The sequence below is a fragment of the Chromobacterium sp. INPA-IVC genome (genome assembly GCF_059047085.1).
Window position 1 is genome coordinate 311,410 of record NZ_JBTNLS010000006.1, and the last position, 21,735, is coordinate 333,144.

The 21,735-nt window shown below is 63.2% G+C and carries 17 protein-coding genes and 2 riboswitches; of the genes, 3 read left to right on the forward strand and 14 right to left on the reverse strand.

The genetic code is table 11. From position 1 onward, the window contains the following. Positions 1–219 precede the first annotated feature (219 nt). From gcvP to gluQRS, 5 genes are all read right to left on the reverse strand, one after another. The gene (gene gcvP / locus ACX17K_RS13245; RefSeq protein ID WP_493775155.1) at positions 220–3,072 is read right to left on the reverse strand and encodes an aminomethyl-transferring glycine dehydrogenase; all 2,853 of its coding nucleotides are present in this window, start codon (positions 3,070–3,072) and stop codon (positions 220–222) included. Positions 3,073–3,164: 92 nt separating this feature from the next. Beyond that, positions 3,165–3,551 carry a glycine cleavage system protein GcvH gene (gene gcvH, locus ACX17K_RS13250; protein ID WP_493775156.1) on the reverse strand — a complete coding sequence of 129 codons (387 nt, stop codon included), beginning with the start codon at positions 3,549–3,551 and terminating at the stop codon, positions 3,165–3,167. 64 nt (positions 3,552–3,615) lie between these two features. Beyond that, positions 3,616–4,704 (reverse strand): glycine cleavage system aminomethyltransferase GcvT, encoded by a 1,089-nt coding sequence (gcvT, locus tag ACX17K_RS13255; RefSeq protein ID WP_493775157.1) that lies wholly within the window; start codon positions 4,702–4,704, stop codon positions 3,616–3,618. A 41-nt stretch (positions 4,705–4,745) separates the two neighbouring features. Beyond that, positions 4,746–4,844, reverse strand: a riboswitch (glycine riboswitch). 13 nt (positions 4,845–4,857) lie between these two features. Continuing rightward, positions 4,858–4,948: riboswitch (glycine riboswitch) on the reverse strand. A 173-nt stretch (positions 4,949–5,121) separates the two neighbouring features. Beyond that, on the reverse strand, positions 5,122–6,405 hold the full coding sequence (locus ACX17K_RS13260) for an amino acid permease (protein ID WP_493775158.1): 1,284 nt from the start codon (positions 6,403–6,405) through the stop codon (positions 5,122–5,124). A 332-nt stretch (positions 6,406–6,737) separates the two neighbouring features. Then, the gene (gene gluQRS / locus ACX17K_RS13265) at positions 6,738–7,634 is read right to left on the reverse strand and encodes a tRNA glutamyl-Q(34) synthetase GluQRS (protein ID WP_493775159.1); all 897 of its coding nucleotides are present in this window, start codon (positions 7,632–7,634) and stop codon (positions 6,738–6,740) included. A gap of 92 nt (positions 7,635–7,726) precedes the next feature. Between gluQRS and fdxA the strand changes: the two genes are divergently transcribed. Then, positions 7,727–8,050: a ferredoxin FdxA gene (gene fdxA / locus ACX17K_RS13270; RefSeq protein ID WP_021478572.1), complete on the forward strand. Its 324-nt coding sequence runs from the start codon at positions 7,727–7,729 to the stop codon at positions 8,048–8,050. A 67-nt stretch (positions 8,051–8,117) separates the two neighbouring features. Here fdxA and cheD read toward each other — a convergent pair whose 3' ends face one another. The 9 genes from cheD to ACX17K_RS13315 form a co-directional block, all read right to left on the reverse strand. Beyond that, a complete protein-coding gene (cheD, locus tag ACX17K_RS13275; RefSeq protein ID WP_493775160.1) occupies positions 8,118–8,729 on the reverse strand; it encodes a chemoreceptor glutamine deamidase CheD in 612 nt (203 codons plus the stop codon). Further along, entirely contained in the window at positions 8,726–9,802 is a 1,077-nt protein-coding gene (locus ACX17K_RS13280; RefSeq protein ID WP_493775161.1) for a protein-glutamate methylesterase/protein-glutamine glutaminase, read from the reverse strand. The genes cheD and ACX17K_RS13280 overlap by 4 nt, the downstream gene beginning before the upstream one ends. Beyond that, complete coding sequence (locus tag ACX17K_RS13285; protein WP_493775162.1) at positions 9,799–10,653, reverse strand: CheR family methyltransferase; 855 nt, start codon at positions 10,651–10,653, stop codon at positions 9,799–9,801. The genes ACX17K_RS13280 and ACX17K_RS13285 overlap by 4 nt, the downstream gene beginning before the upstream one ends. A gap of 60 nt (positions 10,654–10,713) precedes the next feature. Further along, on the reverse strand, positions 10,714–14,343 hold the full coding sequence (locus ACX17K_RS13290) for a methyl-accepting chemotaxis protein (RefSeq protein ID WP_493775163.1): 3,630 nt from the start codon (positions 14,341–14,343) through the stop codon (positions 10,714–10,716). 27 nt (positions 14,344–14,370) lie between these two features. Beyond that, entirely contained in the window at positions 14,371–14,871 is a 501-nt protein-coding gene (locus ACX17K_RS13295) for a chemotaxis protein CheW (RefSeq protein ID WP_231152271.1), read from the reverse strand. 16 nt (positions 14,872–14,887) lie between these two features. Then, entirely contained in the window at positions 14,888–17,143 is a 2,256-nt protein-coding gene (locus tag ACX17K_RS13300; protein WP_493775164.1) for a chemotaxis protein CheW, read from the reverse strand. Positions 17,144–17,170: 27 nt separating this feature from the next. Continuing rightward, complete coding sequence (locus tag ACX17K_RS13305) at positions 17,171–17,536, reverse strand: response regulator (protein WP_166437942.1); 366 nt, start codon at positions 17,534–17,536, stop codon at positions 17,171–17,173. A gap of 524 nt (positions 17,537–18,060) precedes the next feature. Further along, positions 18,061–18,504, reverse strand: a complete 444-nt coding sequence (locus tag ACX17K_RS13310) for an STAS domain-containing protein (RefSeq protein WP_493775165.1) — start codon at positions 18,502–18,504, stop codon at positions 18,061–18,063. After that, positions 18,441–19,598 carry a sensor histidine kinase gene (locus ACX17K_RS13315; RefSeq protein WP_493775166.1) on the reverse strand — a complete coding sequence of 386 codons (1,158 nt, stop codon included), beginning with the start codon at positions 19,596–19,598 and terminating at the stop codon, positions 18,441–18,443. The genes ACX17K_RS13310 and ACX17K_RS13315 overlap by 64 nt, the downstream gene beginning before the upstream one ends. Positions 19,599–19,775: 177 nt before the next feature. On the opposite strand from ACX17K_RS13315, the gene ACX17K_RS13320 reads away from it, so the two are divergent. Continuing rightward, a complete protein-coding gene (locus ACX17K_RS13320; RefSeq protein WP_021478562.1) occupies positions 19,776–20,729 on the forward strand; it encodes a chemotaxis protein in 954 nt (317 codons plus the stop codon). Between the two features lie 39 nt (positions 20,730–20,768). Beyond that, complete coding sequence (locus tag ACX17K_RS13325) at positions 20,769–21,710, forward strand: chemotaxis protein (protein ID WP_021478561.1); 942 nt, start codon at positions 20,769–20,771, stop codon at positions 21,708–21,710. The last annotated feature ends 25 nt before the right edge of the window (positions 21,711–21,735 follow it).

Genomic DNA, 21,735 nt, shown 5'->3' on the forward strand with positions numbered 1-21,735 from the left:
CACATTTCCGCTCACTCCCGCTCGCCTCTTGCTCAAATATGCGCCTGCGCGCCTTCCCCGCCAGGCCGCGTTGCATCCCCCTTAGTGATAGTTCGTACATGAACGTATGACTACTTAGTTACTATTTCTAAGTATTTACCCTTACACATTTATCAGACATAAAAAACCCGCCGACTGAATGCGGCGGGTTGAGGCTGAACCGGCAAGGCCGGCAGACGTTTACGCGTAGTTTTCCATGCCCGGGCAGCTGCATACCACATTGCGGTCGCCATAGACATCGTCGATGCGGTTCACGCTCGGCCAGAACTTGTTTTCCAGCACGTAAGGCAGCGGGAACAGGCCCTGCTCTCGGCTGTACGGGCGGTTCCAGTCGCCGGCGATGTCGGCCTTGCTGTGCGGCGCGTTGCAGAGAGGATTGTTGTCCGCCGGCCATGCGCCGCTTTGCACCTGGTCGATCTCGGCGCGGATAGCGGCCATCGCCGCGATGAAGCGGTCCAGCTCGGCCTTGGGCTCGGATTCGGTCGGCTCTATCATCAGCGTGCCCGGCACCGGGAAGCTCATGGTCGGCGCGTGGAAGCCGTAGTCCATCAGGCGCTTGGCCACGTCCACTTCGGTCACGCCGGAAGCGGCCTTCAGCGGGCGCAGGTCGATGATGCACTCATGGGCGACGCGTCCGTTGGCGCCGGTATACAGCACCGGGAAGTGCTCGGCCAGGCGAGTAGCCAGATAGTTCGCCGACAGCAGCGCGTTCTCGGTGGCCTGCTTCATGCCTTCCGCGCCCATCATCGCGATGTACATATACGAGATCGGCAGAATGGAGGCGGAACCGAACGGCGCGGCCGACACCGCGGTCTGGCCTTCCACCGCGCCCGGCACCGGCGCCACCACGTGGTTGGCGATGAACGGCGCCAGGTGGGCCTTGAGGCCGATCGGGCCCATGCCCGGGCCGCCGCCGCCGTGCGGGATGCAGAAGGTCTTGTGCAGGTTCATGTGCGACACGTCGGCGCCGATATCGGCCGGACGGGTCAGGCCCACCTGGGCGTTCAGGTTGGCGCCGTCCATATAGACCTGGCCGCCATGGCTATGGACGATCTCGCAGATCTGTTTGATGCCCTGCTCGAACACGCCGTGGGTGGACGGATAGGTGATCATCAGCGCGGCCAGATTGGCGGCGTGCTGCTCGGCCTTGTCCTTCAGATCGGCCACGTCGACGTTGCCGGCTTCATCGCACTTCACCACCACCACCTGCATATTCATCATCTGCGCAGTGGCCGGATTGGTGCCGTGCGCCGATTGCGGAATCAGGCAGATGTCGCGGTGGCTCTCGCCGCGCGACTCATGGTAGCGGCTGATCGCCAACAGGCCGGCGTATTCGCCCTGGGCGCCGGAGTTGGGCTGCATCGAGATCGCGTCGAAGCCGGTGATCGCCTTCAACTGCGTCTGCAGGCCTTCGATCAGCTGCAGATAGCCGACGGTCTGCTCGCGCGGCGCGAACGGGTGCATATTGGCGAATTCCGGCCAGGTGATCGGGATCATCTCGCTGGTGGCGTTCAGCTTCATGGTGCAGCTGCCCAGCGAGATCATCGAGTGGTTCATCGCCAGGTCGCGGTTTTCCAGCTTCTTCATATAGCGCAGCATCTCGTGCTCGCTATGGTGGGTGTTGAACACCGGGTGGGTCAGGATGGCCGACTCGCGCTTGAGCGCGGCCGGGATCGCGTCCTGGGCGGCGGCGTCCAAAGCGGCGATGTCGGCCGGCTTGCCGGTGAACAGCTCGATCAGACGGGCCAGGTCCGACTCAGTGGCGGCCTCATGGAAGGCCACGCCCAACACGGTCTTGCCGACGCGGCGCAGGTTGTAGCCGGCGGCCAGCGCGGCGGCGTAAATGGCGTCGGCCTTGGCCGCCTCCACCTGCACGGTGTCGAAGAAGCGGTCGAACGCCAGCTTGCCGCCGGCCTCTTTCACCGCGTGGGCGAAGATCGCAGCCAGGCGATGGATGCGGGCGGCGATGCGCTGCACGCCCTCCGCGCCGTGGTAGACCGCGTACAGGCCGGCGATATTGGCCAGCAGCACCTGGCTGGTGCAGATGTTGGAGTTGGCCTTCTCGCGGCGGATGTGCTGCTCGCGGGTCTGCAGCGCCATGCGTAGCGCGGTCTTGCCCTTGGCGTCGATGGACACGCCGATGATGCGGCCCGGCGCCGAGCGCTTCATCTCGTCCTTGAACGCGAAGTAAGCGGCGTGCGGGCCGCCGAAGCCCATCGGCACGCCGAAGCGCTGGGTGTTGCCCAGGGCGATGTCGGCGCCCATTTCGGCCGGCGACTTCAGCGCCACCAGCGCCATCACGTCGGCGGCGACGGCGACCACGCCGCCCTTGGCCTTGATGGCCGCGATGTGCGGGGTCAGGTCGATCAGATCGCCGGCTTCGCCCGGATACTGGAACAGCGCGCCGAAGTAATCGCCGTTGCCAGCCTCTTCCGGATGGCCTTGCACCAGCTCGAAGCCGAAGTACTTGGCGCGGGTCTTCATCACATCCAGCGTCTGCGGCAGCACGCGGCTGTCGACGAAGAAGCTGGCGGATTTGGACTTGGACACGCGCTTGGCCATCGCCATCGCCTCGGCGGCGGCGGTAGCCTCGTCCAGCAGCGACGCATTGGCCATTTCCAGGCCGGTCAGGTCTATCACCATCTGCTGGAAGTTCAGCAATGCTTCCAGACGGCCCTGTGCGATCTCGGCCTGGTACGGGGTGTAAGCGGTGTACCAGCCCGGGTTTTCCAGCACATTGCGCAGGATGACGGTGGGCGTCAGCACCGGGTAGTAACCCAGGCCGATGAAGGACTTGTTGACCACGTTCTTGGATGCTACCGCCTTCAGCGCGGCCAGCGCCTCGGCTTCCGGCTGCGGCGACGGCAGATCCAGGCGGCGGTTCAGGCGAATGTCGGCCGGCAAGGTCTGGTCGACCAGCGCGTCGATGGACGGCACGCCGACAGCGGCCAGCATCTCGGCGCGCTCGGCGTCGGACGGGCCAATGTGGCGGGCGATGAATTCGTGGTGATTGAAGAGTTCGGAGAGCGACATGCTTGGGACTTCCTTCTTTGCGGCGGCCTGCGCGAGGCCGCGCCGGGAAAAACAACGCCCCGGCGTCTTGCGACGGCGGGGCGGTCAGGCTATCAGGCGCCGATTTCCTTGGCGTAGGCGGCGGCGTCCATCAGGCCGTCCAGATCCGCGGCGTTGGCCGGCTTGATCTTGAAGAACCAGCCGTCGCCGTACGGATCGGTGTTGGCCAGCTCCGGCTCGCCTTCCAGCTCCTCGTTGACGGCCAGCACTTCGCCGGCGATCGGACAGTAGACGTCGGAAGCGGCCTTCACCGACTCCACCACGCCGGCCTGCTCATCCTTGGCCAGCTTCGCGCCGACTTTCGGCAGCTCGACGAAGACGATGTCGCCCAGCAATTCCTGCGCGTGCGCGGTGATGCCCACGGTGACGGAACCGTCGGCTTCCAGGCGCAGCCACTCGTGGCTGTCGACGTATTTCAGTTCGGCGGGAATGTTGCTCATCTTGAAGTTCTCCAGCTTAAGATCAGATCAATGGTGACGGCAGTCGCCTAGAGGCGCTGCCCGATTATTCGAAAACTTTCTTACCGTTGCGCACGAAAGGCATCTTCACCACGCGCACATCGGTCAGCGTGCCGCGCAGATCCACCTGGGCGGCGGCGCCGGTGGCGGCCGGCACGCGAGCGATGGCGATCGAGTGCTTCAACGTCGGCGAGAAGGTGCCGCTGGTGATCACGCCTTCGCCGACGCCCTCCACCACCACCTTCAGGCCCTCGCGCAGCACGCCGCGGCCTTCCAGCACCAGGCCCACCTGCTTCATCTTCACGCCGGCGGCCTTTTGCGCTTCCAGCGCCTCGCGGCCATTGAACTTGCGCTCGGCCGGCTCCCAGGCGATGGTCCAGCCCATGCCGGCTTCCAGCGGCGACACGGTCTCGTCCATGTCGTGGCCGTACAGATTCATGCCGGCTTCCAGGCGCAGCGTGTCGCGCGCGCCCAGGCCGATCGGCGACACGCCGGCGGCTTGCAGTTGGTTGAAGAAGGCGATGGCCTGGTCGGCCGGAACCATGATTTCCAGGCCGTCTTCGCCGGTGTAGCCGGTGCGGGCGTAGAACCATTCATCCTGCGGCAGGCCTTGAAACACTTTCAACGCGCGGATGGCGTCGGCCAGTTCCGGCTTCACGGCGCAGACTTTGTCTATGGCTTGCGGGCCCTGCACCGCCAGCATCGCCAGATCGCGGCGTACCTTGAGCGCCACGTCGAGGCCGGCCTTCTGGCTTTCCATCCAGGCCAGGTCTTTTTCGGTGGTGCCGGCGTTGACCACCATGCGGTAGCCATAGGAAGTGAGATAGACGATCAAGTCGTCGACGACAGTGCCTTCCGGAGTCAGCATGCCGGAATACAGCGCCTTGCCCTCGAAGCCGAGCTTGGACACGTCGTTGGCGATCAGTTTTTGCAGCCAGGCTTTGGCGTCGGAGCCGGTGATGTCGACCACCGTCATGTGGGAAACGTCGAACATGCCCGCGTCGGTACGGACGATCTCATGCTCTTTCAGCTGGGAACCATAATGGATGGGCATTTCCCAACCGGCGAAATCGACCATCTTGGCGCCGGCGGCGAGGTGGGCTTCATACAGCGGAGTACGTTTCGGGGCCGTCATGGCGCGGTTCCTTCGAGCAAAGTGTGGATATCCTCTATCAACCACACCCCTCTGTCCCTGCACCTGAGATTTTCCGGCCGGATAAGCCGTTAGCCCCTTCGGTGGACGCCGCGCGGGCGCCGCTCTCCAGATTGCGCGAACCGGCTGCCGCCGGCCGATAATACAGTCCTTTTGCCTGAGCGATTGCGGGTGCGCTTGCGCCTTCGGCGGCGGCCGAAAAGCCGCTCTCTCCTGTATGACCCGGCGATTATGGTGTCAATATCCGGGCCTTGGCAAGCCAATATTATTTCTATATCAAACAGTCTGAATAAATGTTTTTCAAGGAAAAAAACCGCTCATCCTCATGCATTGAAATGGTTCGAAAACGAAAAAAGCGCAGGCTTTCGCGCTGCGCTTTTTCGCTGACCGGAACGTCGTTCAATCCCCAACGAACCGTTCCTTCAACTGCCAGACATAGATGGGCAGGCCCATCAGCAACAGCAACATGCCCCACATGACAATATCGGCGCCGGAGCCGTACAACGCCCACAGCGAGTAAACGAAGCCGATGCCGGCGAAGAAGCCGGGAGCGACGTAATCCTTGGGCGCGAACTCCTTGCCGCGCATCAGCATGATGGCGATCAGCGCCATCGAGCAGAACGCGTACGGCAGCAGCGTAGTGGCGGTGGCCAGCAGGATGATGAATTCGAAGATCTTCACCCCGCTGTCACCGCCGGCATACTTCATCGCCATCAGAATGGTGACCAGCGCGCTGGACAGCACCAGGCCGAAGATGGGCACGCCGGCCGCGTTGCGCTGGTCGAAACGGCTGGGGAACAGACCATCCTTGGCCGCGGCCGCCGGCACGTGCGCCTGCATCAGGCTCCAGCCGTTGAGCGCGCCGAAGCAGGACACCACCGCGCCGAAGCCCACCAGCCAGTAGCCCCAGTCGCCCCACATCAGTTTGGCCGCGTCAGCGAACGGCGCCTGCGAAGCCGCCAACGTATCCGCCGGCATCAGGCCCATCAGCGACACCGTGGACAGGATGTAGAGCACGGTGGCCAGCAAGGTGCCGATCACGGTGGCGCGCGGGATGGTCTTCTCCGGCTCCACCACGTCGCCGGCCGGCACCGACGCCGACTCCAGGCCGAGGAAGGCCCACAACGTCAGCGCCATCGTCGCGGACAACGAGGACAGCAGCGGCTTGTTGTGCGGGTTGAATGTCAGATTTTCCGGCTGGAAATGGAAGAAGCCGATGAAGGTGACCGCCGCCAGCGGCAGCAGCTTCAGCAGCGTGGTCACCACCGCCACCACGCCGGAGCTGCGCGCGCCGCGGCTGTTGATCCAGGTGACGATCCAGATCAGGCCGATGGCGACCGCGCCGGCCAGCGGCTCGTTGTGCCCCAACACCGGGAAAAACACCTGCATATAGCTGGTGGCCGCCACCGCCAGCGCGGCGTTGCCGGCCCACAGCGCGATCCAGTAGCCCCAAGCGATCCAGAAACCGGCGAAATCGCCGAAGCCCGCGTGGATGTAGGCGTACGGCCCGCCCTCGCGCGGCAGGATGGCCGACAGGCGGGCGAACACCAGCGCCAGGCAGATGGCGCCGCAGGAAGTCAGCAGCCAGCCCAGCATCGACACGCCGCCGAAGGGCGCCAGCGAAGCCGGCAGCAGGAAAACGCCGGAGCCTATCATATTGCCCACCACTAGGGCGGTGCACATCCAGACTCCGAGCGAGCCCTTCTTTTTAGTGGAACTGTTTTCGTTCAAACCTGACTCTCCGTGGGAACGAAAGCATCGCGCGCCGGGGTGGTCGCACCCGGCGTCAGACATGCGCAAAGGTCAAAACCGCATCGGCAGGCCTATTGGCCATGGCTTCAAGATAGCTGAAGCCGGAACGCTCGGCTGCGCCGCAGCCGGGTGCGGCCTGCCGCCGCGCCAAAAAAAGGGCGCATTAAAACACAGTTTTGACGTAAAAACATGTCGCATTGACGATTTTTTTCATCAAAAAACCGTTAGCAGACAAATGCTTGCGTCATTTAAATGGAAAATCGTCAGGAATGAGGGAGTTGCAAGGGACCGGCCGGCACGCGGCTCAATGACCAATTCGCCACCGCCCAGCGCCACAGCTCGTCCAGGCTCTCGCAGTCTGCCGGCGGGACATGCCCCAGCAGCTCAAGCGCCGCGCGCAGCTGCCGCGCGGCGTCGCGGGTCGATATCGCCGGCGCCAGCGTCTGTTTGGACAATTTCTCGCCGGCGGAGTTGGTCAGCACCGGCAGGTGGCAATAGCCTGGCGCGGGCAGTCCGAGCGCGTCGTAAACCGCCAGTTGGCGCGGCGTGGACACCAGCAGATCCGCGCCGCGGACGATGTCGGTGACGCCCTGCTCGGCATCGTCCACCACCACCGCGAGTTGATAGGCCCAAAAGCCGTCGGCGCGCAGCAGCACGAAATCGCCGATGTCGCGCGCCAGATCCTGTGGGTATGCGCCCTGCAGCCTGTCGTCCACCACCCGCTCCCCTTCGGCCACGGCCAAGCGCCAGGCCCGGCCCTCGCGGTCGCCGGGACAGCCGCGCCGGCAGGTGCCCGGGTAAACGTAGCCGTCCAGGCCGCGGCGCGCCAACGCGGCGATTTCCTTGCGGGTGCAGCAGCAGGCATAGGCATGGCCGGAAGCGATCAGTCGCTCCAGCGCCGCGCGGTACAAATCATGGCGGCGGCTCTGGTAGACCATCTCCCCGTCCCACTCGAAGCCGAAAGCCTCCAGCGTGCGCAGAATGTCGTCGGCTGCGCCCGGCACCTCGCGCGGAGGGTCCAGGTCTTCCATCCGCAGCAGCCATTCGCCGCCGCGGCTGCGCGCTTCCAGATAGCTGCCGACGGCGGTGCTGAGCGAGCCCGCGTGCAACAGGCCGGTGGGACTGGGGGCGAAACGGCCCCGGTAGGTAGCATTGGACATCTTGAGGAATTTGCCGGCGCGTCAGAAAGGAAATTTACCGCTAAAATGACGATTATCCCGAATCACGATCCAGCCTTACTGAGGATACACGAATGGCGTACGTTGTAACCGATGCCTGTATCAAATGCAAATACACCGACTGCGTGGAGGTCTGCCCGGTCGACTGCTTCCGCGAAGGCCCCAACTTCCTGGCGATAGACCCGGATGAATGCATAGACTGCTCGCTGTGCGTGCCCGAATGCCCCGTCAGCGCCATCTACGCGGAAGACGACGTGCCCAAGGACCAGCAAGGATTCATCGCGCTGAACGCGGAACTGGCCAAGAATTGGCCGAGCATCGTCGAGCGCATCGATCCGCTGCCCGACCACGCCGACTGGGCCGACGTGAAAGACAAGCTGCCCCACCTGGAGCGCTAGCCCGCCTCCCGGCCAAAACCAGAAGCGGCCTTTCGGCCGCTTTTTTGTTTCCGGCCCGCTCGGCTGCCTAGATGAAAAGATCGATGTCGCCGGTTTTGGCGCCTTCGTTCTGCTCCACGATGCGGCCGCGGTACGGCTGCTCCTGCTTGATCGCCGCGCTGGTGCGCTTCAGTTTCTTGATCAGCACCTTGCCGGTCGCGGTGAAGAAATACACCTTGCGCGCGCATTCGCCCAGCAGATCCTCGGCCAGAACGGGAATCTGCTCGTTGGCCAGGTAACTGCGGATAAAATGGCTGTTGCGCTCCCCCACCCTCACCATCGTCATGCCGTCCAGCACATTGCCGGCCCCGAAGATCTTGGCCTCCAGCCGGTTGCGCATCGCGCCCAGTTTTTGCATGTCGGTGATCAGCAACTCCATCGCGTTGACGCCGAAGCGGGCCGCGGACGCGCCGGAACCCAGATCCAGCGAGCCTTCGGGCAGCAGGAAGTGGTTCATGCCGGCCACGCCGGACAGGCGGTCGCTCAGGCATACCGCCACGCAGGAACCCAGCAGCGTCATCAGCAGCTTGGGCTGGTTGGTGGCGTGGAACTCGCCGGGAAACACCTTGACCGCCATGATCTGGAAATGTTTGTCGTAATACTGGCGATTATTGCCGTCTACCGTATCGGCATGATTCATGTAATCGCCCCTTCAGCATGCCCCTGCAGGCACTCGACCACTTTTTCCGCCAGCCGATTCAAAGGATGCACATGCATCACCGCGCCGATCTTGAACGCCTCGCGCGGCATGCCGTACACCACGCAGCTGGCTTCATCCTGTCCGAAGGTGGCGGCGCCGGCGTGACGCATCTGCAACAAGCCTTCCGCGCCGTCCTTACCCATGCCGGTGAGAATCACGCCGATGGCCTGCTTGCCCAACAGCCTGGCCGCGGACTCGAACAAGGGATCCACCGCCGGGCGGTGGCGATTGACCTTTTCCCCCTGGTCCAGCGCGATCCGGTAGCCGCCGCCGGCCGCCGGCGCCACCCGCATATGGGAATGGCCCGGCGCGATATAGGCGACACCCGGCCTCACCGCCTCTCCCTCCTCAGCCTCCTTCACCCGTATCGGGCACAGCCTGTCCAGGCGCATCGCGAAAGTGAAGGTAAAGTGCTCGGGCATGTGCTGGACGATCAGAATCGGCGGACCATCGGCCGGCATGCCCATCAGAAAGTCCTTGATCGCCTCCGTTCCTCCGGTAGAAGCGCCGACGAATACCAGAGCGTCCTTCCTCAGCGGCGCGGCCACGCCCATCCTCCTTGCCGATCTCGGCTGAAGGAATCGGCTTGGCTGCCTCAACCTGGCCTCGGCGGCCGCCCTGAGCTTCTCGCGTATGTCCTCCGCGTACTCCTGCATATGCCGCGCGATGTCGTTGGCCGGCTTGTGGATGAAATCGACGGCGCCGATCTCGAGCGCTGCGAGCGTGGTTTCCGATCCCGCATCGGTAAAGGACGAGATCATCAGCACCGGCGTCGGCCTCAGCCGCATCAGGCGGCGCAGGAACTCCAGTCCGTCCATCCGCGGCATTTCCACATCCAGCGTCACCACGTCGGGATTGGTTTCCCGTATCTTCTCCCGGGCAATGATGGGATCGGCCGCCGTCGCCACCACTTCCATGTCCGGCGCCTCGTTGACGATGGCGGTCAGCAAGCTGCGCACCAACGCCGAATCGTCGACCACCACCACCCTTATCTTCCTGCCCGCAGCGCTCATCCGCCCTCCTCTTCCCCGCCGGGGCGCGCCAGCCGATAGGTGGTTCTGCCGCAGCCGGCATAGGCGTCGGTCAGGTGCGTGATGTTTTCCGAGTGCCCGAGCATCAGCAATCCATCCGGCCGCAGGCAGCCGGCCATCCGGTTCAGAATGCCGGCCTGGGTGGGCTTGTCGAAATAGATCATCACATTGCGGCAGAAGATCACGTCAAAGCGGCCGATGTCCGGCCAGCTTGGCGCCACCAGGTTGAACTGGAAGAAGGACACCGCCTCCCGCACCTGCCGCTTGAGCCGGATCATGCCCTCGTTGCGGCCCACGCCCTTGTCGAAATATCGCTGAAGCTGGGCGCCGGACACCTTCTCGGCCCGATCTCTGGCATAGACGCCGTGCGCCGCCTGCTGCAACACATTGGTATCGATATCGGACGCCAGCAGCTGGAAGGCCCCGCCGCCGGCCTCCCGCCACAGCTCGAGCAAGGTGATGGCGATCGAGTATGGCTCCTCCCCGGTGGACGACGCCGCGCTCCATACCCGGAACGTTTCGCCGGGCTTCCGGCGCGCCCTGGCGTGCTCGCGCAACATGTCGAAATGATGGGACTCGCGGAAGAACGAGGTCAGATTGGTGGTCAACGCATTGATGAAGCCTTGCCACTCGTCGCTTTCCTCGCTGTGCTGCAGCAAGTCCAGGTAGTCGGAAAAACTGCGCAGCCCGCGCGAGCGCACCCGCTTGGACAGCCGGGCGTACGCCATATGGGTCTTGGAATCGCTGAGCGAAATGCCCACCCGCTGATAGATCATCTCGCGAACCCGCTTGAAGTCGTTGCGGGTGAACTTGAGTTCCGTTTCGTCGGCCATGCCGCACCCCCTGGCGCGGCCCCCATCCGGGCGGCCGCGCGTCCCATTTCCAGCCTGCTCTCAGAACTCCTCCCAACCGTCTTCGCCATCTTTTTGCGGCAGGATGGGTTCGATCGTCTTGGGCTTGACCTGGTAGCGGCCCGGATGCTGGCCGGCTTTGCGCTCCGCCGCGCCGGCCAAACCTATCTGCGACAGCGCCCCGCCCGCCGGGCGCGAGACCAGCCTGGGCGCGGCAGGCGGCTTGCCGTGCAATGGCTTGTCGTCCAGCTTGAACACCGCCACCGCGTCGGACAGATAACGGGCCTGCTCCTCCAGCGACTCCGCAGCCGCCGCCGCCTGCTCGACCAGCGCCGCGTTTTTCTGGGTGTTCTCATCCATCTGGGTGACCGCGAGGTTGACTTGCTCGATGCCCGAGCTCTGCTCCATCGACGCCGCCGAAATATCGCTCATGATGTCGGCGACGCGGCGGATCGACACCACGATCTCGTTCATCGTGCGGCCGGCCTCGTCCACCAGCCGGCTGCCTGACTCCACCTTGTCCACCGAGTTGCCGATCAGCGACTTGATCTCCTTGGCCGCGGCCGCGGAACGCTGGGCCAGGTTCCGCACCTCGCTCGCCACCACCGCGAAACCGCGGCCCTGCTCGCCGGCCCGCGCGGCCTCCACCGCGGCGTTCAGCGCCAGGATATTGGTCTGGAAGGCGATGCCGTCGATCACGCTGATGATGTCGACGATCTTCTTCGCGCTCTCGTTGATCTCGTTCATCGTCGATACCACGTCGCCAACCACCTTGCCGCCCCGCGCGGCGATATCCGACGCGCCGGTGGCCAGCGAATTGGCCTTTCTGGCGTTTTCCGCGTTCTGTTTAACGGTGCTGGTGATCTCCTCCATGCTGGAGGCCGTCTGCTCCAGGCTGGCCGCTTGCTGTTCAGTGCGGTTGGACAGATTGGAGTTGCCGGCTGCGATTTCCTTGGCCGCGGTGTTGATCGCGTCGGTGGAGTCCTTGATGTTGGTGACGATCTCCAGCAAACGTTCAACCGTGGCGTTGCTGTCCGTCTTCAATTGGCCGAACAGGCCGTCATAGTCGGAGCTGATGGTCTTGGTCAGATCGCCGCCAGCCAGCGCGCCCAGCACATTGGCGATATCGTTCAGGCCGCGGCTGGTGACATCCAGCAACTGGTTGATGCCCTCGCCAAGCAGGCGGAAGAAGCCCTGCTTGCCCTCCGACTCGATGCGCTTGCCGAACTCGCCCGCCGACGCGGCTCTGACGATCTCCGACACCTCGCGCTCGATATCCACCTCGGCGGTGCGATCCTTCCACTCCACCACCGATCCCAGGCGCTCGCCGTCGGCGTCGAACACCGGATTGGCCACCAGCGAGAAGGTTCGGCCCGCCACCTGGATTTCAGTGCGATAGGTGGAGCGCAAATTGGCCAGCAACTCGCGCTGATGGGCCGGGCTCTTATGGAATTCGTCGATGCTGGCGCCTAACAGCCGGCGCACGTCGAAATTGGGCAGCGCCTTGCGCAAATCCGACTCCACCCCGCGCAGCATGTCGGTCACGCTGTGATTCATGTAGATGATCTTGCGCGTGTTGTCGGCGATCATCACATTGGTGGTGCAGTTGTCGAGCGCGCTGCGGATGCGCGCGTTCTCGCCTGCGACGCGGGCCGCCTCGACCGCCCTGGCATCCGCCTCGGCCTGCAGCCGCAAGGCCTCGGTGTTGTCCTGCCACTCGACCACCGCGCCCAGCCTCTCTCCCTGTGCGTTGACGATGGGCGACAGGATCAGGCTGAAAGTCCGTCCGCCGACCACGATGGACGAGCGGTGCGTGCTTCTGACCTGCTGCAGCACGCCGTGCTGGTAAGATGGATTCTTGTGGAATTCGTCTATCTTGCCGCCCAGCAGCCCGGCTGCCGAGAAGCGGGGAATTTCGCGCCGGATGTCGGCTTCCGCCTGCTGGAACATGCTCAGCACCGCCTGGTTGGCGTAGATGATGTGATGGGTCTCGTCCGCGATCATCACATTGGTGGTGCACACGTCCAGCGCGCTGCGGATACGGGCGTTCTCCGCCGCCAGCTTGCTTTCCTTGTCGGCGCGCTGGTCGGCCTCGCGCTTCAGCCTGAGCATTTCGGTGTTGTCCTGCCACTCCACCACGTCTCCCAGACGCTCTCCCCTTGAACCCACGATGGGCGTCAGAATCAGGCCGAAGGTGCGCCCGCCGACGGTGATGGACGAGCGGTGGGTCTCCCTCACCTGCTGCAGCAGGCCCCGCTGGTACGACGGGTTCTTGTGGAAATCATCGATATTGCTGCCGATCAACCCGGCGACCGAGAAGCGGGGGATGTCGCGGCGGATATCCGCCTCCGCCTGCTGGAACATTTTCAGCACCGACTGGTTGGTGTAGATGATGCAGTGGTCCTCATCGGCGATCATCACATTGGTGGTGCAGACATCCAGCGCGCTGCGGATGCGGGCGTTTTCCGCGGCCGCGCGCCGGTCGGCGGCGAGGCGGGCCTCCTCCGCGGCCTTCAACTCCAGTTCCCGAGTGGTGTCCAGCCACTCCACCACCGAGCCCAATTTGCGGTTCTGGCCGTCGCGGATAGGCGTCAGCACTAGGCTGAAGGTGCGTCCGCCCACCCTGATGGTGCCCCGATGGGTGCCGTCCAGCTGCTGCAGCACCCCGCGCTGATACGAGGGATTGCGATGGAAATTGTCGATATTGCTGCCCAGGATGGCCCGGGCGGAAAACTGCGGCAACTCCTGGCGGATGTCGGACTCCGCCTGCTGGAACATGTCCAGCACCGCGCGGTTCGCATACACCACCTGGTGGCTGTCGTCGGCGATCATCACATTAGTGGTGCAGACATCCAGCGCGTTGCGCACTCTCAGGTTTTCCCGGGCATACGCGACCACCTCGGCCAGACAGGCCAGCAGGCTGCTCCGATCGTCCGGCCGCACCCGAAACTCGGTACGCACCTCACCGTTGGCCAGCTCGCGCAGCACGGCGGCCAGCAATTGCGGATCGCCGCCGAACTGGCGGTCCAGCGCGCGGCGCAACAGCCAGGCCAGCGCGGCGGCCAGCAACAACAGCGCCGCGCCCATGCTGATCAGCTCATTGCTTATCATCCCGGCGGAAACGGCGCCGTCCTCGGGCGCGGCGTTCGCCGCCTGCTCGCCTTCGAAACGGGCGTACTGGGCGATGGCGTCTTGATACTTGAGCGCCGCCGGCCACAGCGCGGTCGACAGGTAGCCGCTCGCCTCCGCCGTCTTTCCGCCCGCCAGCAACTGGCGATAGGCTGCGATCTGGTTGCGCAGCGGGCCGTCGAGATTGCGGGCCGCGTCCAGCCGCGCCTTGGCGTCGGCCGAGGCGTGCGCCGACAGACTGTTGAGACGCCCGGTCACGCCGTCCAGAGCATTGTCCAGCGGCGTTTGAGCCGCGCGCTGCGCCGCCAGCGCGGCCTCGGGCAGCAGGCCGCCCAGCTGCCGCACCAGCAGCTGCGATGCCTGCTGGGCCTGGCCGGCCAGCGCCAACTGGCTGATCCGGGCCGCCTGGCCGCCGGCCAGATCGTCGGCTGCGCCCTGCAGGCGATGCAGCTGCGCCTGGGCGAGATACAGGGCGGCCGCCATCGCCACCATCAGCAAGCCGATACCCAGCGTCAACTGCTGCTTCAACTTGATGTCGCTCATGCTCTCCTCCCTACTCGGTACCCGGCTTCAGGCCCGGGCAGCCACTTCGTCGGTCAGCGCCATTTCCTCGCTGCGCATCAGACGCTCGATATCGACAACGATGATCATCTGCTCCCCCACCGTGCCCAGCCCCTCGATATAGGCGGTATCGACGGTCGAGCCGAACTCCGGCGGCGCGCGCATCGCCTCCTCGCCCAGCTGGATCACGTCGGACACGCCGTCCACCACGATGCCGACCGTGCGCTTGCCGATATTGAGGATGATCACCACGGTGAATTCGTTGTAATGCGGCTCGCCCAGCCCGAACTTGAGGCGCAGATCGACGATGGGCACGATGCTGCCGCGCAGATTGATCACGCCCTTGATGAACTCCGGCGCGTTGGCGATGCGGGTGACCGTGTCGTAACCGCGTATCTCCTGCACCTTGAGGATGTCCAGCCCGTACTCTTCGTTGCCCAGCGTGAACACCAGCAGTTCCCTGGCTCCCTCGCCCCTCGCCTGGGCATCGCTCAGATTGTCCAGTTGCATGTCGCGTCTCCGGCTGTCATTCGACGATGGCCGCCATCTGCGCGGCCGATCCGCGCGGGCCGCCATTGCTGCGGGCGATGGTGGAAATGTCGAGGATCAGCGCCACCTGCCCATCCCCCAGTATCGTGGCGCCGGACAAGCCGTCCACCTTGCGGTAGTTGGTTTCCAGATTCTTCACCACGAACTGCTGCTGCCCGATCAGATCATCCACCAGCAAGGCCACCCTGGCGCCTGACGCCTCCACGATCACCAGGATGCCCTCGTCAGCCCGCTGCCTGGCCGTGCCCACATTGAAATACCGCCCCAGCGCTACGATGGGCAGGTATTCGCCGCGGATGTGCACCACCTCGCCGCGCCCGGCCACCGTCTTGATCGCCGCCGGCTCCGGCTGCAGCGACTCTAGGATGAAGCCCAGCGGCAGCACATAGATCTCGTGCCCCACCCTCACCGACATGCCGTCCATGATCGCCAGCGTCAATGGCAGGCGTATGCTCATCGTGGTGCCGACGTCGGCCATGGAGTCGATCTCGATCCGGCCGCCCATGTTCTGGATATTGCGCTTGACCACGTCCATGCCCACGCCGCGGCCGGACACGTCGGTCACCTCGGCCGCGGTGGAAAAGCCGGCCTCGAAGATCAGTCCCCACACTTCGGCATCGGACATATTGTCGCCCACCGGCATGCCGCGCTCGCGCGCCTTGACCAGGATGCGTTCGCGGTTGAGTCCCGCGCCGTCGTCGCTGACCTCGATCACGATGCTGCCGCCTTGATGAAAGGCGCGCAGCGTCAGCCGGCCGACCGGCGGCTTGCCCTTGGCCACCCGAGCGTCCGGCGGCTCGATGCCATGGTCCAGACTGTTGCGCACCAAGTGGGTCAAGGGATCGGATAGCTTTTCGATGAAGCCTTTGTCCAGCTCGGTGTTCTCGCCCACCATTTTCAGATCGATCTGCTTCCCCAGCTTGCCCGCCAGATCGCGGACCACGCGCGGAAAACGATTGAACACGAAGGCGATCGGCGTCATGCGGATCGACATCACCGCCTCCTGCAGTTCGCGCGAGTTGCGCTGCAGCGAACCGATGCCGTTGAGCAGGCGCTCATGCTCCACCGGGTCCAGCGCGCTGCCGGACTGCATCAGCATGGACTGGGTGATCACCAGCTCGCCCACCAGGTTCAGCAGCATGTCGACTTTCTCGATATTGACCCGGATCGAATTCTCGCCCGCCGCGGCGGCGCCCTTGTCCGGCAGCGGCCGCGCCGCCGCGGCCGGTTTCGCTTCCGGCGATGCGGCATCCGGCTCCTTCGCGGCGCCCACGCCAGGCGCGCCGCCGAACAAGCCGAAGCCATCGCCCTCTACATCCTTCTCCCCGCCTCCCTCCGGGCCGGCCAGCGGTTCGAACAAACCGAAGCTGCCATCGCGCTCCATCTGCGCCAGCCTCCGCGATCCGGCATCCTCGCCTGGCGCGCTCTGCCCGGGCAACGGCTCGAACAAGCCGAAGCCGCCATCGTCATCCATATAGGAAACGCGTCCCGACATCCCGCGCCCGCCCGGCTCCACTCGGTCGTCCGGCAGGAAAAAGCCGTATGCGTCCCCGCCTTCGCCGCCGCGGTCCACGCTGACCCTGAACTGTTCCGCCGCCAGCGTGAACGCCAGCGACTCGGCGACCTCGTCCGCGGCCAAAGACGAAGTGAACACCGCCACCCAGGGCAGCTCGTCATCCAGCCGGCCCTCCTGCACGATGGTCAGATCGCCCTGCGCCGCCAGGTTCGCCAGCAGAGGACGGATATCCTGGCCGGCGGCGGGCGTCAATTCGAGAAACAGCGTCCACAGCGACTCCGCCTCCAGGGAAACATCCGGCTCCGGCGCCAGGGCTCCGCAGTCCGTCGCCTGGCTTTCGATTTCCTCCAGCCGCCGCTGGATCTCCTCCCGCAGCTCTCCGTCCAGCGCCTCGCCGTTCTTGTACGCGGCTAGCATCGCCTGCAGCGCGTCTTTCGCCTGCAGAAAGGCATCCACCATCTGCGCGGTCAGCCCCATCGCGCCTTTGCGCACCCTGTCCAGCAGGTTTTCCAGCACATGGGTCAGTTCGGCCATTTCGGTGAAGCCGAAAGTAGCGGCGCCGCCCTTGATCGAATGGGCGGCGCGGAATATCGCATGAAGATCTTCTTGTTCCGGCTGAGCCACATCCATCGCTAAAAGAAGCGACTCCATCGTGGCCAGATGTTCCTCCGCCTCGTCGAAAAATACCTGGTGAAACTGGGACATATCGATCGTCACAATCGTCCCCTCTTGGCGATCGCCGCGTTAGCCGACCAGGCGCTTCACGACGTCCAGCAGCTTTTGCGGATCGAATGGCTTGACCAGCCAGCCTGAGGCGCCCGCGGCTCTGCCCAGCGCCTTCATCTGGTCGCTGGACTCGGTAGTCAACATCAGAATGGGGGTGGCGTTGTAGGAGGGTTGCTTGCGCAGCGAACGGATCAGCGTCAGTCCATCCATGCCCGGCATGTTCTGGTCGGTAAGAACCAGGTCGAACTGCATGCCCTGCGCCTTGCTCAAGCCGGCGTTGCCGTCGGCAGCTTCCGCCACGTCGTAGCCTGCACTCTTTAGCGTGAAACTGACCATTTGGCGAATCGACGCGGAATCGTCCACCGTGAGAATTTTCTTAGACATGGCGTTCCCGTGATCGAGAGACTCCTGTTGACATATACATGGCTCCACACACATGGCCTCCAACGGACCAACCATGCCGACGCGATCAAGCATCGGGATCGTCCCCAGTCCGGGAGCAGATGGCCGCCCCCACAGCTCAAACAAGCGGGGAGGCCAGCGCAACGTCATCAATATTCAAAGGAAAATCGGCCAAGCGCCATTGAGATGGCCCAGCCATCCACAGCCATGGCCGGATAGGCGGGCGCATCCTGCCCATTGCCGCCTTTAATTACGTGATCAACCATAAATGCTGGCGAATCAAGCGGCGCGCGCTGAAAATCAAGCGTTTTGCGTAGAGCGCATGCCACAGCGGCAGGCAAAAGACATCCCCGGCAAAAACGAAAGCCGCAAGCGCGCTGCCGGAAGAGCGCTTCGGCTGCGTCAGTAAAGCGCTCCGGGCCTCGCGTCCGAACCGGACTAACACTTGGAAGAAACGCTCGCGCGCCGCGCAAGCATGCCGACGGCGGCGCAAGCAGTGCTCATGCTCAGGCAGCGGGCCGAATCGTGAACATCTTGTTGAAGCAGGCGATCTCGAAAACCTGCATCACCGCCTCCCGGCAATTGACCAGAACCATCGTTTTCTTCTGCCCCGCGGCCCGCTCCTTCAGCAGCAGCAGCATGCCCAACGCGGAGCTGTCAAGAAACGGCACCTGATCGAAATCGACCTGGATTTCCTGAACATCTGGGGTATCCAGCAACTCTTGGCTGGCTTGGCGGAATTCCTTGTGCAGGTTGAAATCAAACTGCCCAATCAGCACCATCTTCCCGACACTCCCCTCGACTTTGACTATCGGTCTCATCACTGGTCCTCGGCTTTCCATAGGTTCGCTGACAAATTGAACGGACGCCTCCGCCGCATCCGGCGTCACGCCGGAGATGCCGGCAGCCTCAATTCGAAACAGGCTCCGCCCGCCACCTTGTTGTAACAACGTACACTTCCCCCCAGCTCTTCAGCCACCTTCTTCACGATCGCCAGCCCCAGGCCTGTTCCGCCGGGCCGCTGGGTGAAGAACGGTTCGAAAATCCTCTCTCGCACCGCGTCGTCCACCCCCGGGCCATCATCGTCTACGCAGAATACGACGTCATCGCCATCCGGCGCCACCGCCAGGCCCACCCGTCCTCCCGGCGGCGCAAACTGCAAAGCATTCTCCAGCAGATTGATCAACGCCCCCTGCAACGCCTTGCGGTCTATCAAGACCGTTATGGCAGAGTCGGCGGATAGATTGCAATCAAAAAACACACCTTTGTCATGACACTGCGGCGCCAGCACCGCGCAAACGTCCTCCAGCAGCGGAGCCACTTTCGCCGTCTCCAGCGACGAAACCTGGCCGCGCACGAACCCCAGCATGTTCTGAATCAGCCCTTCCAGCGCCCGCATGCGCGCCAGGCTCTTGTCGACAAAACGCGCCCGGTCTTCCGGACGGGGAATATCCTGCTTCAAGTTGGCCGTATACAACATCGCGCTGGCCAGCGGCGTGCGCAGCTGATGCGCCAGCGATGCCGCCATGCTGCCCATCGACGCCAGATTCTGCTGCTGGGCAAGCTCGCTATTGAGTTGATGCAGCCGGGTCACGTCGTGAATAAGCACAATCCGCCCGCCCGATGCCGGCAGATCCTGATACTGCAGCGTCAAACGCCTGGACTCGCCATCTCCCCCCAGCGCGAAGCTGCCATCGGCTTCCTGATTAAGCAAGCGCCCCAGCAGAGTTTCCCACTCCTCTCCGATATAACAACCACTTAGCAGCGATTCCGCCGCCAGATTCTCGGCGATCACCTTGCCCTCCGGCGATAGCTCCACCACGCCTGCCGGCAGCATTTTGAGCAGCGACGCCAGTCGTTCGGCGAGTTCGGCGTTCTCGTCGCGCTGTTTTCGCAACTGACTGTTCGCCTCATCCAGCTGCGCGTTCAAAACATTGACCTGAACCTCAAGTTGTCTATATGCATCAATGAGTTGACTGGAAACCGCATTGAATTGCTCGAACGCGGCCTCGAGCTGCTGCTGATCCTTCAGGCTTGAAACCATAGTAGGCATCGCTTCACTGTCATTTGTAAAAACCACTTAAACGGTATGATAATGATCAGCCCATAGCGCGCCAACATGCAGTTGACGTCGCCAAGAGCAAAAAAAAACGGGAAAAACCAATATCTGGCGTATAAAGGGAAGTAGTGCGCCATTCCAAAAGATGCTGTGGAGGTTTCTGTGTCAGAGCTTCTCAAAAAAATCGACGCCAGAACCAAACTGGCAGGCACCAACAAGCTGGAAATCCTTCTGTTTTCCTTGGGGCACGACCAGCGCACCGGTCGAAAAGAAATTTTTGGTATCAACGTATTCAAGGTCCGCGAAGTGATGCGCACCCCGGAGATCACCTCCGCTCCGGAAATGCCCTCTTCAGTGGAAGGCATGGTCAGCCTGCGTGGCGCGCTGGTTCCCGTGATCGACTTGGCCAAATACTCCGGTATCGTGACCAGCAATCGGCCGGAAATCATGATCGTCACCGAGTACAACGGCCATACCCAGGGTTTTCTGGTCGAAGCGGTGGACACCATTCTGCGTCTGGACTGGTCTGCGATGCGCGTGCCGCCGGACATGATCACCAACCGCATGGCCGGCTTGGTGACAGCCGTCACCGAGCTGGACAACGGCACGCTGGTGATGATGATGGACGTGGAAAAGGTGCTGGCGGAAACCAGCATCATCGACGACGGCCACAGCTTCATCAATATTGAGCCGGTCAAGGAAGACCGCCGCATCTTCTTCGCCGACGACAGCGCTGTCGCCCGCAAGCAGATCGAACGCACGCTGGAAGTGATGAACATTCGCTATACCTCGGCGATCAACGGCATGCGCGGCTGGGAGGACCTGCAGAAAATGGCCCAGCAAGCGGAAGCCGCCGGACGCAAGTTGTCCGACGAGCTGCACTTGGTGCTGACCGACGTGGAAATGCCTGAGATGGACGGCTATATGCTGACCAAGATGATCAAGAGCGACCCGCGTTTCGCCGGCATTCCGGTGCTGATGCACTCATCGCTTTCCGGTTCGTCCAACCAGAAGCTGGGCGAATCCGTGGGTGTAGACGCCTACGTATCGAAGTTCGAACCGCAGAAGCTCGCCAGCAAGCTGCGCCAGATGCTGAAACTGGAACCCAGCAACTAACAGGCCTTCTTCAAGATTTTCAAGGGATAGGGATACGACATGCCTAGCACCGACGCCTCCTTGCTCGCCAGTGTTGACGCCAGGACCAAGCTAGCCGGCTCCAACAAGATGGAGATTCTGCTGTTCTCGCTGGGAACGCGCGAAACATTCGGCATCAATGTGTTCAAGGTGCGCGAGGTCTCGCAGACGCCGACCATCACCAAGACGCCCAATATGCCGTTCGGAGTGGAGGGCGTGCTGTCGTTGCGCGGCAATATCATCCCGGTGATCTCGCTGGCCAAATTCATCGGCCATGACCACGGCGGCAGCAAGTTCGACACGATGATCGTCACTGAGTTCAACAAGAGCACCCAGGCGTTTCTGGTGGACTCTGTCGACCGCATCATCCGCGTCGACTGGGACAAGGTGCGGGCGCCGGAGAACATCATGGCGGCGGCCGGCACCAATCAAACCCTGATCACAGCGGTTACCGAACTGGAAAATGGCAAACTGGTTTCCATTCTGGACGTCGAGCAGATCCTGGCCAGCGTGGTCGGCGAGCCACGGCTGCCCGATGTGCCCACCGCCCAGCTGGAAACCGACCAGTACATCTTCTTCGTCGACGACTCGGTGGTGGCCCGCAAGGAAATCACCGGCGTGCTGGAAAAGATGGGCATCAAATTCCAGCAGGCGACCAACGGCCGCGAAGCCTGGGATCGCCTGCAGGTGCTGGCTGGCCGAAACTGGGCCGATGGAGAATGCCTGCACGACTACCTGAAAATCATTCTGGTCGATGCGGAGATGCCGGAAATGGACGGCTACGTCTTGACCAAGCTGATCAAATCCGATCAGCGCTTCAAGGGCATTCCGGTGATCATGCACTCGTCGCTGTCGTCCAACGCCAACCGCGCGATGGGCTCCAGTGTCGGGGTGGATTCCTACGTTGCCAAGTTCGACCCGGGCGTACTGGCAGAAACTTTGATTCCATTCCTGCAAAGGTAGTCGCTACAATGTGCGCCTTGATGGA